9 protein-coding genes and 2 pseudogenes are annotated in these 16,030 nt (G+C 44.9%); 1 reads left to right on the top strand and 10 read right to left on the bottom strand.

The annotated features are described in order from the left end of the window. Nucleotides 1-167 precede the first annotated feature (167 nt). The 6 genes and pseudogenes from AB3351_RS13225 to AB3351_RS13200 form a co-directional block, all read right to left on the bottom strand. Complete coding sequence (locus tag AB3351_RS13225; protein WP_371147603.1) at nt 168-1,199, bottom strand: cytochrome d ubiquinol oxidase subunit II; 1,032 nt, start codon at nt 1,197-1,199, stop codon at nt 168-170. 36 nt (nt 1,200-1,235) lie between these two features. After that, nucleotides 1,236-2,573: a cytochrome ubiquinol oxidase subunit I gene (locus AB3351_RS13220; protein WP_371147602.1), complete on the bottom strand. Its 1,338-nt coding sequence runs from the start codon at nt 2,571-2,573 to the stop codon at nt 1,236-1,238. 210 nt (nt 2,574-2,783) lie between these two features. After that, the gene (locus AB3351_RS13215) at nt 2,784-5,837 is read right to left on the bottom strand and encodes an ATP-binding protein (RefSeq protein ID WP_371147601.1); all 3,054 of its coding nucleotides are present in this window, start codon (nt 5,835-5,837) and stop codon (nt 2,784-2,786) included. Next, nucleotides 5,830-6,945 (bottom strand): response regulator, encoded by a 1,116-nt coding sequence (locus AB3351_RS13210; RefSeq protein WP_371147600.1) that lies wholly within the window; start codon nt 6,943-6,945, stop codon nt 5,830-5,832. The genes AB3351_RS13215 and AB3351_RS13210 overlap by 8 nt, the downstream gene beginning before the upstream one ends. A gap of 356 nt (nt 6,946-7,301) precedes the next feature. Beyond that, nucleotides 7,302-7,595 (bottom strand): annotated as a pseudogene (locus AB3351_RS13205) (sigma-70 family RNA polymerase sigma factor); the annotation flags it as partial. A gap of 132 nt (nt 7,596-7,727) precedes the next feature. Then, nucleotides 7,728-9,287: a recombinase family protein gene (locus tag AB3351_RS13200; RefSeq protein WP_371147599.1), complete on the bottom strand. Its 1,560-nt coding sequence runs from the start codon at nt 9,285-9,287 to the stop codon at nt 7,728-7,730. 83 nt (nt 9,288-9,370) lie between these two features. Here AB3351_RS13200 and AB3351_RS13195 point away from each other — a divergent pair, with 83 nt between their 5' ends. Continuing rightward, nucleotides 9,371-9,538: a hypothetical protein gene (locus AB3351_RS13195; protein WP_371147598.1), complete on the top strand. Its 168-nt coding sequence runs from the start codon at nt 9,371-9,373 to the stop codon at nt 9,536-9,538. A 196-nt stretch (nt 9,539-9,734) separates the two neighbouring features. On the opposite strand, the gene AB3351_RS13190 is transcribed toward AB3351_RS13195, so the two are convergent. The 4 genes and pseudogenes from AB3351_RS13190 to AB3351_RS13175 all read right to left on the bottom strand — a co-directional run. Next, nucleotides 9,735-14,432, bottom strand: coding sequence for a cadherin-like beta sandwich domain-containing protein (locus AB3351_RS13190; protein ID WP_371147597.1), 4,698 nt, complete (start codon nt 14,430-14,432; stop codon nt 9,735-9,737). Between the two features lie 105 nt (nt 14,433-14,537). After that, the gene (locus AB3351_RS13185) at nt 14,538-14,954 is read right to left on the bottom strand and encodes a GNAT family N-acetyltransferase (protein WP_371147596.1); all 417 of its coding nucleotides are present in this window, start codon (nt 14,952-14,954) and stop codon (nt 14,538-14,540) included. 56 nt (nt 14,955-15,010) lie between these two features. Then, nucleotides 15,011-15,598 (bottom strand): phage tail protein, encoded by a 588-nt coding sequence (locus AB3351_RS13180; protein ID WP_371147744.1) that lies wholly within the window; start codon nt 15,596-15,598, stop codon nt 15,011-15,013. Nucleotides 15,599-15,921: 323 nt separating this feature from the next. Next, a pseudogene (locus AB3351_RS13175) lies at nt 15,922-16,020 on the bottom strand (RNA polymerase subunit sigma-70); the annotation flags it as partial. Nucleotides 16,021-16,030: the final 10 nt, after the last annotated feature.

Below are 16,030 nucleotides of genomic sequence, written 5' to 3'. Positions count from 1 at the left end.
AAAATTGTGCCGACATCTGTAATAAGGAAACAAGCGGGATTTTCTTTATTTTTGTTTCTTATTGTATAGCATAAAGAAACAATGTATTTCTAATCGAAACATAGTGTATATAAAAGAAACGGCTCTTTTACTTTCCGAAAAAGAGCCGTCTTTCTCTGTACTTTCTGCTATGGTTGCCGCAAATACCGCTTATCTTTCATAAACATACGCCAAAAGTAGATAAATCCAGGAGTAAGAATGGCAAACCCTACAATGTAGGAGACAAACAAAGCCCGAAACATATTCGGGTGGGTAAACGATGACTCAATCGTTACATGCGGATAGACGATATAGGGAAGATGCGCCTTCCCGTACGCATAACTTGCAATCAAATACTGAATGACAATTCCAATCATCGCAATACGGGGTCGTCCCGGAATGGAATCTCCCTTCCCTGTTGGCCACCATAAGGCCGTATATCCGATGAAGAAGGCAGCAGCAGAAGCGATCAAAAGCGGAATCTCACTCAATAAATTGTCATACAGCCAGGGAGCTTCGCTGCGTATCGAAGCGACGAGCAACAGAGCAATAAAAAAGGTCAGCGGTCCATTCAAAATGGCATCCCGCCGATACAGACGATAGGCCTCCAGCTCGTTCGACACGCGCGAATAATCGGCCAGCAGCAGTGAGGAGAGAAAAAATGTACTGCTGATCGCAAACGCTGCAAACGACAAACCGCTCGGGCTCGTCAGCAGCTTACCAAGCATAAGTTCCTCGTATCCCCTGCTCATATCAATGAATCCGCCATGTGTGACCGGAAGCACAAGAATGAGCAGGGCAGGGATAAACAGGCCGCTGATGCCTGAAATGATAACCAACTGCTTTTCGTATTTTTCTACGGAATGCGAGTAGACCAGAAAAGCGCTGCGGATGGACAACAGGAGCAGGATTAAGCTGCCGGGAACGAGCAGCACCGTTCCCAGCGTAAAGGTCGCCCCAGGGAAAAAGGATACCAGGCCGATCACAATCAATACGACAAACACATTGGTCACTTCCCAAGAAGGAGACAGATAGCGGTTGGCAATGTTGGTCGCACGGCTCCGCTCTTGATTCCGGTACACCATCGACCAAAAGCCGGTACCGAAGTCAATGGATGCGGCGACCGAATAAACGAATACAAACAGCCAGAGCATCCCGATCGCAATCAGTTCGTTACTCACCCTCTGTCCCCTCGCTTCCTAACCATTCAATGCTTTTCATGAGCTAACCGCACTTCCTTTCAGTTCATTCTCTAGAGGATGACGTCTGAAGTAATGAAGCAAGACAATAATTGTTGCGATACCTAATATCAAATACACCGTAACGAACAGAATAAACAGAAGACCGATATTTCCCGTCTGTGTAACGGAATCAGCGGTCAGCATCGTACGATACAACACCCAAGGTTGTCGTCCGGTGCAGGCAAAAATCCATCCGAATTCAATGCCAATCATCGCAAGCGGCCCGGAAGCGATAAACGGCCACATGAGCCAGCGCGGAAAGCCTTCCCGCTTCAGCAGATGGCGCCATACGAATCCTATGATCGATAGCAGGATCAACAGGGAACCGATACCAACCATCGCATTAAACAGCGTATGCACATACAAAGGAGGCCAATATTCCCTTGGAAAATCATTTAAACCTTTGACAACTTCATCAAAACGGTTGCCTGCAAGGAAGCTGAGCGCCCACGGAATCTCAATCCCGTACTTGACACTCTGCGTCGCTTCATCCGTAACACCACCAATCGCAAGCGGAGCATAGGCTTGCGTCTCAAATAGACCTTCTGCTGCCGCAAGCTTCTCCGGTTGGTATTGATGGAGCGACTGGGCTGATTCATGCCCATTAAGTGCCGTACCTACGGAGAAAAGACCACCGATAGCGAGCGAGAGCATCAATGCCTTACGGTGAAACAAAAACTCTTTATCACCGGTTTTTCGCTTCAGCATCTTAAATGCTGCAATGGAGGCAATCGCAAACGCTCCGGTCATATATGCAGAAAGCCCGACATGAATCGCCGATACAGCGAAGCTCGGATTAAAAAAACCCGCCCACGGATCTACGTCTACGATCTGACCGTCCACGATACGAAATCCGGCAGGCGTTCCTTCAAACGCATGCACATTCGTAATCAAGACAGCTGACGCCAACGCGCCGAGCGCTACTAGGCTAACGCTTAGAATCCGCATTCCAGCCGAGAGCCGATCTGCCGCATATACATAAATCGACATGAATAATGCTTCCAACAAAAAGGCAAAAATCTCAATTTGAAACGGAAGAGCAATGACCTTTCCCACCACTTCCATAAATCCAGGCCATAACAACGAAAGCTGTACTCCAGCAATGGTTCCAGACGGGATGGCAACGCCAAGCAGCACCGCAAACCCTTTCGTCCAGCGCTGGGCCATAATGTGATAATCCCTATCTTTTTTCCATTGATATAAAATCTCTGCTGCAAGAATCATTAGCGGCAATCCTACACCAAGCGTAGCGAAAATAATGTGGAACCCCATCGTGGTTCCAAACATAGCTCTGGCAAGCTGCAAATCATCCACCTTGTTCCGCTCCTCTCATCAAGTATGATGTCGGGTTTAGTATTGTTTTTCCAATGGATAAATATTCTTACCATCAGTGAGTGAAAAAGAAAAACACCCATATAGAATAGACAGCCCTATTCTAACGGGTGTTTCCTCCTGCTCTATACCGCTATACGTGAAACTCCTTCTCCGCCTTCAAACTCAAATCATTCTGTCTGTATTCTAGATTTATAATTGATCGTTCGCTGTATCCCGCGGAAGCAGCAGCGTTACCTTCGTTCCTTTACCAAGGACACTCTCTATTTTTAGTTCTGTGTTGTACTCATATTTCAATCGTTTGGAAATATTCTTCAAGCCAACCCCTTGTGAAGCATCCAATTCCGGCCTTAGCAATTGCTCAAGCCGCTCACTTTCGATTCCAACACCATTATCTTCAATTTCGATACGATAATAATCATCAGCTTCATACGCAGTAATCGTAACAACTCCACCTTCTATCCGCTCGCCAATACCGTGACGAATCGCATTCTCCACCAATGGTTGAATAAGAAGCGGTGGAATCCCGACACCGTACATCGCTGCCGCAATATCATACTCGACCTGTATACGATCTTTAAATCTCGCCCGTTCAATCTCCACATATGATTGAACAAGGAGTAGCTCCTGACCAAAGGATATTCGCTTCTGAAGGTTGCTGAATTGGAAGCTGCCCCGTAGATAATCAGCCAAATCCGTCGTTAGTTTTCTCGATTTTTCCACATCGGTATAACTTAAGCTAACAATCGTATGCAAGACGTTATACAAAAAATGCGGCCGAATCTGCGATTGTAAAAATGCTACCTCTAAGTCAATCGCTTTGCTAACGGACTCTTTCATCACAAGCAGGCTTTTAACTCTAGCCCGCAGTTCCGTTGTATCGAACGGCTTCGATAAAAAGTCATTTACTCCGACCTCAAATGCAGTAAGCTTATCTCCCGGCTGAATGGCAGTTGTGACCATAATAATAGGCAGCTCAAGCAAAGCATATTTTCTACGAATCGTCTGACACACTTCATATCCTGACATTCCCGGCAGCATTAAATCCAAAATGACTAAATCGATCGTATTTGGCTTTGTAATCTGCTCAATGGCCTCCATGCCATTTTTTACGGCGATTACATTACAGCCAAGCGGTTGTAAGGCATCTATTAATATTTTTAAGTTTGAAAAGTGATCATCTACAAGTAGAATCGTGTGGGTTCCATTTTTTTCTGAATAATAGGGTGTTGAGAATGAATACTCCGGTACTTTGACGTAGCTGTTATATACCGAACGCTCCACTCTTGGAACGCTGTCTTTTTTGGCAACAGGAAGCCAAAAAGTAAAGGTTGTTCCTTCACCTTTTCTCGAATATACAGAAATGTCCCCGTCCTGAAGATGGATTAACTGTTTTACGATGGACAATCCCAATCCGAAACTTTGATATTCCGCAGTATCAAATGAGGTAAACGGCTCAAAAATGCGGTCTACATCCTGCTGCTCAATCCCATCCCCCGTATCTGTGATTGAAATCTCGACGTTTCCCTTACTTTCCTCCGCTGATATGATAATACTCCCCTGTGTAGTATGCTTAACCGCATTATCTAATAGGTTATTGAGGATTTGAATGAATCGATTCTCATCAGCCCACACACATGGTATATCCTGTGGAACACGATTTATAATCTCGACTTGTCTGCCAACCGTTAGAAATGAAAAAATGCGTACGACAACCTCTACTGTGGAGCGAACGTCAACTGAAACAGGGTGTATGGCTATATCCCCCTGCTTAAGCTTGGAGAAATCCAAGATATCGTATACAAGCTGGGAGAGCTTTTTTGTGATACTCATAATAAGCGCTACTTTTTCCTGCTGCTTTTCAGGCAATGTATGGGGCGTATCGTCTAACATGGATTGTGAAATCGTCATAACGCTATGCAAAGGTGTTTTAAACTCGTGCGACGTTCGCAGCAGAAATTCATCCTTTAGCTTATCTGCTTTCAGCAACTGTACAGAGAGCTCCTCAATCTGCTTAAAGGCATTGGAAAAACGAAGCGACATCAGCAAGGCGATCATCAAGAGAAAAAGAAACGGTTCAAACGGCACGATTGAATAAACCGGCACATCAAAATACACATACAGATTTTGAACAATCGTATGCGCATTCAATGCAATGGCAGCTACAATTAAATAGAGACTGCCCTCCACCTTATGAAAAGCGGCCAATACGAACACATACGTTACATACAGAAAGGGAAAGGTGCCGTATAAGGAAGTAATGAAAGGAATGATTCCATCATAGACAAACCTGATAAACCCAAGCATTACTACAATTAACACAAATCCAATCAGGAAACCTATGTGAATCAGCCATCGAGAACAAAATGGTCGAAATGCGGTATAGGCATACAGGAATATCATCATGCCCGCACCGTAAACGGAAATGATCTGAATTCGAATATAAAGCCAAAAAGGAATGGCATCAAACAGAGTAAGCAGAATCTTCTCACCGCTTGTAGCCGAATAGACAGAAATAAAAATACATAGGAACCCGAAGGCGATAAGTGAATAATCATTCGTACGCTGTGTATATAAACCAATAAAGTATAGGCCCATCATCAAAAAACAACCAACTATGATCCAATCATGTGCCAGTGCTCGATCATGCAAAGTTGAAACTTGTTCTGCAAAACCTACATATATAGGGTTATTAATCCCGCTGCTCGCTAAAAAATCATGGTTGGCAACATGAACGATAATCTCGTTCCATCCGGGCTGTAGTGTAAAATATGCTACATACGGCTTGTTCTTCGCCTCGTACGATGAATCGCTTGCTGGATGACCGCTTGAGCCAACTGTTTTGCCATTCACAATAATACGATTCGACATCTGAATCGATAGTGTCTTCAAGCCATACACTTGACCTGTATCACCCACATTGATCCGTAATCGATACGTAGCCACCCCAAGCTTATGCATCGAAGGTGACCATGATCCGGGAACTATGATGGTGGCCAGAGACTTCGTATATCGATTGGCAATGGACATCTCTTCATGGTTAAGCAGCTTGTCCGGATAGAACTCCCATTCTCCATCTAGTGGAAGAACCCCATCTTCGGCAAAATGCCAACTTGTCAGGTCCAGCATCCCGTTAACCGCACGCGGTGCCTGATCATCACGCATGTTAAATAGCAAAAAGAACGCTCCGTATGTCGCTGCCAATATCCCAATTGTCACAAGTACAGCCGCAAGCTTTCTACTCATCTACAATCAGTTCTTTATAGAGCTTTACGGTTTCTTCTTCCAATCCCGCATCTAAGTGCAGGCGAACCGCATGATCAAGCTGACGATATACTTTTAAAGCATCGCTGCGATATCCCGTATTGAGATACAACTTGATCAATTCTCGACCATCCTGCTCCGAATCAGGAGAAAGTCTCAAAATCCGCTGTAGGCTATCCACCGCAAGCGATATATTCCCACGCTTCATAAAGTGCCGATACATATGGCGCAATACATGGATATACTTCTCCAACAGATACGTTCGTTTCCATGCGGCCCAAGAGAAATCACAGTCCTTCATATATTCGCCTTTATATAACACATTTATCTTATCGTATATCTGCTTATGCGGCTCTTCCGTCACCGCTCTCTCCAGCATTTCTTCGAATTCGATCCGGTCATTCATCAAGCCCTCGGCGTGTATCGCATACCCCTTTCCAACCTTACTGACGGTTGCTTGAATACCGTTTGCCTGAAAATTCTTTCGGAGAAGCGAAATGCATGTATACAAATAGCTTTTGGCCTTGTCCATATGATAGTCCGGCCATATGGCTTCAATAATACTTGCGATATCTACCGAATTAGCGCCATGATGAAACAGAAAAGCGCACAGCTCCTTTTCTTTGTTCGTTCTCCAAGAAAGCTGCCCTTTTTCGGTGTATATTTGAAATCCCCCTAAGCTTTGCACCCGTGTTTGTTGGTTCCTACTTACAACGTTCTCATGAGTAGATTGCGTCTTGGCAATCCGTAGCACTGTGCTTTGCAATCGCTCTTTTGTAAATGGCTTTAGTAAATAATCAGCAGAATGGATTTCAAACGCCTCAACCGCATACTCTGAATAGGCGGTTGTAAATACAATCTGCGTATGCGGCATTTTAGCCCGAATCTGTCTTGCTGCCTCCATGCCGGTCAAGCCCGGCATCTGGATATCTAGAAAAATAGCATCTACATGTTCAAATTCAAGGGCCTCTATCGCTTGCAACGGATTCATATAGCGCCCAACCACCGTTACATCACCAATTTCACGCAATAATATCTCAAGAATATCAAGCGCACTTTCCTCATCATCGACAACCATAACGCGAATCATTAAAACCCTCTTTTCCTTGCAGATGTTTTAACACAAAATGTAAGAAAAAAAATAATAGACTTTCATTATATGCGGACGTAAAGACTCATCACTAATGACTTATTACCTAATTATTATATTCATTTTATCGGGTGAAATCAGTATTTTGATGATACTATTTATTAATGATTACAGCATGTCAGTAAACCTTCAGCTATGATTTTATATCATTATGTGAGCTCATTTTTCTCCATACAAAAAACCCGAGCAACGGACTTTTTTTAAAATGTCCGTTATTCGGGTTACATTTTACATGCTCGCGGGAGGTTTTTGATGCTTTGACATAAGCTGATTCGTTGCTTACTAACGTGCATTGCTTAGCTTTTTATTGCGTTTTCATTCTTTCTGTAAAATTCATGAAACAATTTTAACAATGCCCGCTTCTCGATCCGTGATACATACGAGCGGGAAATCCCTAGCTCACGAGCAATTTCACGCTGGGTTCGTTCTTCTTCATTATCGAGACCGAATCGACCGATGATGACTTCTTTTTCCCGGTCATCAAGGATGTGAATGTGTTTGTAGATTTTCGTTTTTTCGATTTTAAGCTGGACTTTGTCTTCGACTTCGTTCGCTTCTGTGCCGAGAATGTCAATGAGCGATATTTCATTTCTACTAATGGCTTATCGGTTTTTCTAAGATTTATTCTCAAGAGATGCGTTTTTGTTATAAAACTGAATTAAAAAAAGGGGAGCAATCTCTTCATAATGTCTATGTTTAACAATGTAAGTGTTCCAAAAATTCTATTTTCTTGGTAACTTTGAATACATAACAAGCGTAAACTCGTCATTTCTCTGATGTTTTTCTTTTATATAAACAGCGCATTCTAACACAGACTTCAACATAGTATTCTTTTTCGCAGCATCATCCGTTTTCTCATACAAATCTAAAACATGCTTTACAGTAGGAATAATATCTTGTTTGGTTTTCCCTTGACTCTTTTTTGTTTCAATTTCTCCCTCAACCTCTTCAATATACCCCTTTATCTTTCCCATTCTATTTGCTACGTTTTGTGAACGTATGAGATACGTTTCTTCGTCATAAATCCCTCTCTCCAGAAAGTCATGAAGCTTATCCTTTTGCTGAATTAACCGCTTCAATTCCTGATACAGATTTAAAAGTGCCTGCTCCTTAATCGCTAATTCATTATCATTTCGACTGTTACTATCTTTTGGCTTCCGTTTATCCCACTCCGCTTCATATGTCTTAAGCCAGTATTTTAAGCCTTCCAGCAAACGTGCTTCCACATACGCAAACTGGCTGCTTTTGTTCTTACACGACTTGTTATAGCACATAATATGCGGCTTTTGCTTTCCATACGGTCGCAGAACCATAGAGGACCCACACATTCCACATGTAATTACACCTGCTAAGGGATTTTTAAGCCCGTTTACAAGCTGATATGGCACATGGTACCTCTTATTTAAAATTTCCTGCGCTTTCTCATATGTCTCTATAGACACCAGTGGTTCATGTTTTCCTTCCACATCAATCCATTCTTCACGTGGCCGGGTACGAACATCTTTTTTCTTCCCTGGTTCCTTCGATTTCTTTCCCTCTTTCTTTTTCCATTGAATACGACCGATATATACTGCGTTTTTAATGATATTAAGCACAGAATGACTCTTCCATTCTTGACCTGTTGAACTTTTATACCCAAGTCGGTTCAATGCATTGGCAATTTTATTACTGCCTAATCGAAACTTTGGATTCTCATGTGTATACCATTCAAAAATCATTTTTACAATAGGAGCCTGTTCAGAATCAGGAACCAGATAGCGTTCTTTATCTGTTTTTTTTATTTGATATCCATATGGAGGAGTGGTGGCAAGATAATTTCCTTCCTCAACAGATCGGATACGACCACTCTGCAGCCGACGAGTAATAATCTTTAATTCCTTACGCGCCATAAAAGCCTCAAACTCGCTATATTCCTCATCCCATTCATCCATTAGGTCATATATCTTTCTAGGTGTAATAATCTTCGTCTTTGATCGTTTAAATGTGTCAAGAATCAGTCCCTGTTCCTGCATATTTCCACGCCCCAGACGATCAAGGTCCATACACAGAACCGCTTCATATACACCGGCTTCCACTTCTTTCAGCAACTCCAGCATTTGCGGCCTATGTACCAAGCTTTCTCCTGACACAACTTCCTCATATATGTTAATGACACGTACATTCTTTTCTTTAGCCAGCTTTACTAACGCCTTTTTATGCTTGGCAAGTGTTTCTCCCTCACCACGTGCCTCTGCTTCTAGGTCAGCACGTGATTTTCTCAGATACATACAGACTCGCTCCATGACGAAACCTCCCTACAAACTCAAAAAATCAAACCCGTCCTCTGCTTCTCGCTGCATACACATCATATAGAGGTGATGTTTACATGGAAACGTATGACATGATCATAAAAGTGGGGAAAACTACTATCTGTTTTGTGGCTCCTGCCTCAGTAACGGACAGTGAAATCGAACAGATTTTAGATGAATTCCATTTCGCTGGCTGGGATATCCTTGAAGAATTGCAGAAGAAAGAAAACTGTGAAATTCTCTGATACATTACACGTTATGGTGAAACCCATATCCATAGACCTTATTCTAATTGCATAATCTTATCTATCTTTTTTAAAAAAGGAGGTAACCCATCAAATTAGGCTGTCTCCTTTTTACTGTTGATTTATTATAAATAGGAACAAAACAGGGCTATCCTCCAACGTTGAAAAGAACGCTTTGGAGGATAGCCCTTCTGTTTTAAATCAATTCAGATTTCTGGAGAAGCCCCTGAATAATAACGGCCACTTCTGCTCTTGTAATGTATGATTTTGGCGCTAGTTGCTTTCCATCTCTTCCGGATACAAGTCCTGCCTGCAGACAGTCAGCAATGTCATTCTTTGCCCACTCTGATGCCTCTTTCGCATCCTTAAATGGCTGCAGCAACGTTTCGACTTCTTTCATCTGAAGTTTTGCTTGAAGACCCGTTATTTTCATCGCTCTTGCGATGATGGCCATGGCCTGCTCTCGAGTAATTGTATCATTTGGACGGAAGGTTCCGTCTTCAAACCCACTGATTAGGTTGTACTTATAGGCAGTTTGCACAGCGCCATCATACCAATCTACCGGCTGTACATCCTTGAATAACTGGGAACCATTCTCTACTTTAAGTCCTAATCCCCGAACCATAATCGCCGCAAACTCCGCACGCGTAATATCTTGGTCAGGACTAAAATTCTCGTGTCCCACACCGCTGATAACCATGCGGGAGCCCATATCATTCACGGCTGTCTTCGCCCAGTGCTTCTCTACATCCTTAAATTCGATAGGATGCCAGATAACAGAATACGTACTGTTCGTGACACTATTGATTTTTGCAAAATACTTTCCATTAATCATTATCACTTTAGTTGGTACATGACGAACAACTCCATCCGGTTCAACAACAACGCCTGTTGTAATCTTATTCGGATCTATTCCGTCTGGAATCGCGATGGTTCGTTCTACGTACGCGTTGAATTTGGAGACTTCAATCGTTTTATCTCCATATGTTCCTTTTACCGTGAAATTAACGGGTGGGGCTACAATCGTAAATTCTCCTTTTGCTGCGGAGTTTTCCACGATCTTCACCGTTTCCGCTGTCGGTTTGGAGATCTCAATCCTTACTTTGATATCTTGTAAGCTCACGCTCTTTCCGATTTGCTCGGATACCGCATCAATGTTAATCTGCTGTGCAGGTAGCGTATACGATGCCTTATCGGTTTTGATTTCGACAACCGCCTGCTTTTGCTCCATGTTTTTGACCATTTGTCCGGTCAGTTCTCCAACAAGAATGTCAGCGTTCGTCTTCACCGGAATGGTAAGGATCGCATGCTGGCCTTCCGCTGCCAGCTTATCGTCCAGCTTCTTCGGGTCAACCGCAATCGTTGTTACCGTTTGACCATTCACCTTAGCTGTGGTGGCAATTCCCGCATTTTCAACCTTACCGTTGACCAAGACTTCTACCCCAGTATTTGAAGTACTTGGAGTGGACGGCTGTGCAGGTGTACTACTTCCGCCACCACCACCTCCTCCTGCAGTCTTCGCATTTACAACTTGCGTTAGTGGCGTAGATGTACTGCTGTTAAAATGACTATCTCCATTGTAAACAGCCGTAATCACATGGCTTCCCACACCTAAAGCATTTGTTGAATAGGCTGCGACGCCTGAAGCATTCACTGTAATCGTATCTAATATAGTTGCACCGTTTTTAAAGGTAACTGTTCCTGTTGGCGTTCCTCCAGGTAAAAGAGTCGTTCCTCCCGATACCGTTGCAGTAAACGTTACGGTTTGACTTTGATTAGATGGATTCAAATTACTCGTTACAACTGTATAGCTGTTCTGTAATGTCGTATTACTTACCGTCACCTTTGCTACACCGCTCGTGGCTGTGGTGGTCTGCTGACCTGTGGCACTGCTATCTGTGTTCGTCACCACCACATAATAGTACGTCGTTCCCGCTGTACCTGTCGGTGCTGCATACGTCGCACTCGTCGCGCCGCTGATCAACGTGCCTCCGCTATTGCTGTTTGTCGTGTTGCTGTACCACTGGTAGCTCAGTGAGGCGCCACCACTTGCGACTACACTCAAAGATGCGCTATCTCCCACATTCACCGTTTGATCTACCGGCTGTGTGTCGATATTCGGGGTTGCTGCGTTGCTTAACGCATTCACCTGTACCTCCGCTACACTGCTCGTGACTGTGGCGGTCTGCTGACCTGTGGCACTGGTATCCGTGTTCGTCACCACCACATAATAGTACGTCGTTCCCGCTGTACCTGTCGGTACTGCATACGTCGCACTCGTCGCGCCGCTGATCAACGTGCCTCCACTATTGCTGTTTGTTGTGTTGCTGTACCACTGGTAGCTCAGTGAGACGCCACCACTTGCGACTACACTCAAAGATGCGCTATCTCCCACATTCACCGTTTGATCTACCGGCTGTGTGTCGATATTCGGGGTTGCTGCGTTGGTTAACGCGTTCACCTGTACCTTCGCTACACCGCTCGTGGCTGTGGCGGTCTGCTGACCTGTGGCACTGCTATCTGTGTTCGTCACCACCACATAGTAGTACGTCGTTCCCGCTGTACCTGTCGGTGCTGCATACGTCGCACTCGTCGCGCCGCTGATCAACGTGCCTCCACTATTGCTGTTTGTTGTGTTGCTGTACCACTGGTAGCTCAGTGAGGCGCCACCACTCGCGACTACACTCAGAGACGCGCTACCTCCCACATTCACTGTTTGATCTGCCGGCTGTGTGTCGATATTCGGGGTTGCTGCGTTGGTTAACGCGTTCACCTGTACCTTCGCTACACCGCTCGTGGCTGTGGCGGTCTGCTGACCTGTGGCACTGCTATCTGTGTTCGTCACCACCACATAATAGTACGTCGTTCCCGCTGTACCTGTCGGTGCTGCATACGTCGCACTCGTCGCGCCGCTGATCAACGTGCCTCCGCTATTGCTGTTTGTCGTGTTGCTGTACCACTGGTAGCTCAGTGAGACGCCACCACTTGCGACTACACTCAAAGATGCGCTACCTCCCACATTCACCGTTTGATCTGCCGGCTGTGTGTCGATATTCGGGGTTGCTGCGTTGGTTAACGCGTTCACCTGTACCTTCGCTACACCGCTCGTGGCTGTGGCGGTCTGCTGACCCGTGGCACTGGTATCCGTGTTCGTCACCACCACATAATAGTACGTCGTTCCTGCGATACCTGTCGGGGCTGCATACGTCGCACTCGTCGCGCCGCTGATCAACGTGCCTCCACTATTGCTGTTTGTCGTGTTGCTGTACCACTGGTAGCTCAGTGAGGCGCCACCACTTGCGACTACACTCAAAGATGCGCTACCTCCCACATTCACCGTTTGATCTGCCGGCTGTGTGTCGATATTCGGGGTTGCTGCGTTGGTTAACGCGTTCACCTGTACCTTCGCTACACCGCTCGTGGCTGTGGCGGTCTGCTGACCTGTGGCACTGCTATCTGTGTTCGTCACCACCACATAATAGTACGTCGTTCCCGCTGTACCTGTCGGTGCTGCATACGTCGCACTCGTCGCGCCGCTGATCAACGTGCCTCCGCTATTGCTGTTTGTCGTGTTGCTGTACCACTGGTAGCTCAGTGAGACGCCACCACTCGCGACTACACTCAAAGATGCGCTACCTCCCACATTCACTGTTTGATCTGTCGGCTGTGTGTCGATATTCGGGGTTGTGGCATTAGCTGGCGCTGCTCGCGTTACTGTAACCGTGTACGTCCGCGTTGTCGTGCCATTCGCAGCCGTTACTATTACCGTAATCGGATTGGAACCCACACTCAGCGATACGGTCGTTGCCTCACTCGACGTTGCTGCATTCCCATTCACGGTAACTGTCGCCCCAGCGTCCGCTACGGTCGGCGTCACATCGATGCTGTTTACTGCATTTCCCACATTCACTGTGTAGCTTGCCGTGCCAGACGCAAATAATGGGGATAACGTGCCCTGGCTTACGCTCAAGTTGCTTAGGTCGGCATTTGTCGATAATGATGCGGCACGCGTTACCGTAATCGTGTACGTTTTCTTCGTCGTGCCATCCTGTGCCGTAACTTCTACCGTAATCGAGTTGCTTCCTTCGCTCAGGCTGATCGCCCCACTCGCGTTTCCACTAGTAACAGTTACACCATTCACTTTCACTGTAGCTGTGCTATCCGCTACGGTTGGTGTTACTGTCAGGCTGCTTACCGCATTCCCCACATTTACTGTATAGCCTGTCGTGCCCGAGGCAAACAATGGGGATAACGTGCCTTCACTCAGGCTCAGGTTACTTAAGTCGGCATTTGTGGATAACGGGGCAACGATGGGATCGGTAACCATAATATCGTCGATCTCCAACTTAATTGTGGTATTCGCAAAAATTCGAAACTCATCAATATTTTTCCAAGCAGAATCATTTGATACATCCACATCGTAAAAAGCAGCCGAAAGAGGAGTGAATGACTTTTCAGCTCCCGCTACCTGTGTTCCTTCAAGATACCCCACTACTCGATAATTATTTGCACTACTATTTCGCTCAATGACTCGAAAAGAAAGGAGCTTGAACGATCCTGTGTTTGATTGAACACGAGCATACTCATTCGCAGCAGCCTCAAACCCCCCCAAAAATAACAAGTCATTTGTCGTGTTAGGAGCTAGTTTTTTGACTTGGGTCTTGGGACTCCCCCCTGCAGTGCTAACCATGCTAAACGTCCAATCACCTATGATCTGTGGTGTTGTAAGTCCTGAGCCCGTTGGTTCATTATCAAAATTCTGATTCTGCGGTGTTGTTGCCGCGGAAGCCGCTTTCGGGTAAAAAATCAATTGTACTGGTGATACCAAAGTAAGCACCATGCAAAACAGAGCCAACCACGTCATCCCTTTTAGAGATGACCTTTGTTTTCCCATAACACTCTCCCCCTTTATTCGCATAGTGACACATGAAATACTCTCTTTGAACAAGTAAAAACTTCAGATTGAATCCTGCCGCCCTCTTCCCACTCCTCAAAAAAATCAGGGAATCCATTGCATTTCATAATACACTCCCTTGTCTTCAACCATTTCAAATCCAATTCGCTCGTAGAAAGCCCGCGCCAGCCCGTTATGCCAAGCAACTTGTAAACACACCTTTTTTTTGCTGGCTGTGGCCTCTTGCAGGATACCTTCTAGTAAACTACTTCCGATTCCCCTATTACGGAATTCAGGAAGGAGTGCAATCGCCAGAATTCGATACGCTTCCTGTCCTCTATACACATGTAATCTTCCAATCGGATATTCATTCCAAAAAATCACGCCTACATCAGCATCAGGAAAATGCGTCTTTAAAAAATGCTGCTCGGCCAGAAACTGTTGACGAATGAGTATATTTTTGGCATCGTCCGGGATTGGGATGTTCTGCAAGTCGGAGCTGCTGTTGAAAAAGAGATTCAAAAGAATTGCCTCGTCCACCTCTTCAACAGTTCGCAAGGTTACTACATGTTCAACCATTAGGGGCGATTTGGATACAAACCATTTACACAAATGATATAATTGATGACTTGGTACGGCTGTATGTTGCTGAACGGTTGGCCAACACCGGCCGCTCCCGTAGCTCCGCTGACCGTAGCTGTTGAACTCATGGTTGCTGTCATCATCGTAGGCGCATTCGTGTTATAAATATTCGCTACGTCACCTGTTGAGTCTTTGGCTACCGAAAGACTTGTGTTCGCAGCTGGTGTGTTGGTCGTCGGTGCATCTGTATTCGCAGGTGCTCCAATGTTTACATGTACGTTTCCAGAGAAAGTATGATTGTGTACCGGCAGTTGGGTGGTGGTAAGCGTTGTGTTCTCAGTACCTCCGTGACTACCAATGACAAAGTTAGTGCTGCCTGGTTGCTGCCCCATCCCAACAGGAACCCGGCCGCGCAAATCCGGCAAATTAAAAGTAGTGGTACCATTGCCGCCGTACGTGACACCAATCAAAGAATACAAGGCTTGATATTCGTTTATGTTCAACGCTCGACCATCACACGGCAACCAATACCTTGGTGCCCAACTTATTGCCCATGGCAAAATTGTCCCAATAAAAGCATCCATTCTTATACATCTCCTTTTCAATTTACCTACCGTAATCATACGACCCAAAAGAAATAATTATAGAATTCAAAAAATATACATTTTTTTATGTTATTCTACTATTGAGTTGTGTTTAACTATAGAGACTCTCTCTATCCTCTTGGGACTACTTTTTCATCTTATCAGACCGCTCTTAACAAATTCTAAACATCCACCTTACGATAAAGAAACTACTCATCTAGATGCCGGCACAGTATGCTTGTCATAATCTATATCACCCTATATATTTTTATAGATGCATGCATCTATAAACGAATAGGCAAATGAAGCAACAGATAAAGATGTAGGGGAAACTCATTTCCTTCTTTGTCTGTTCCAATTGGGTCGTGCAGTGAAACGTCCTTCTTCGTTTTTTTTAATGATCGTAAATGCATTAAAATCTCGATTCTTAAG

The organism is Aneurinibacillus sp. REN35, from assembly GCF_041379945.2.
In the GTDB taxonomy this organism is placed as follows: Bacteria; Bacillota; Bacilli; order Aneurinibacillales; family Aneurinibacillaceae; genus Aneurinibacillus.
Note: the sequence above shows the minus strand (reverse complement) of the source record. Positions and strands in the feature narration are given on the sequence as shown.

Bases quoted from the DNA above. Each gene is read 5' to 3' on its own strand.
- AB3351_RS13215 (WP_371147601.1), bottom strand. From the start codon at position 5,837: ATGAGTAGAAAGCTTGCGGCTGTACTTGTGACAATTGGGATATTGGCA.
- AB3351_RS13210 (WP_371147600.1), bottom strand. From the start codon at position 6,945: ATGATTCGCGTTATGGTTGTCGATGATGAGGAAAGTGCGCTTGATATT.
- AB3351_RS13200 (WP_371147599.1), bottom strand. From the start codon at position 9,287: ATGGAGCGAGTCTGTATGTATCTGAGAAAATCACGTGCTGACCTAGAA.
- AB3351_RS13195 (WP_371147598.1), top strand. From the start codon at position 9,371: ATGGAAACGTATGACATGATCATAAAAGTGGGGAAAACTACTATCTGT.
- AB3351_RS13190 (WP_371147597.1), bottom strand. From the start codon at position 14,432: ATGGGAAAACAAAGGTCATCTCTAAAAGGGATGACGTGGTTGGCTCTG.
- AB3351_RS13180 (WP_371147744.1), bottom strand. From the start codon at position 15,598: ATGGATGCTTTTATTGGGACAATTTTGCCATGGGCAATAAGTTGGGCA.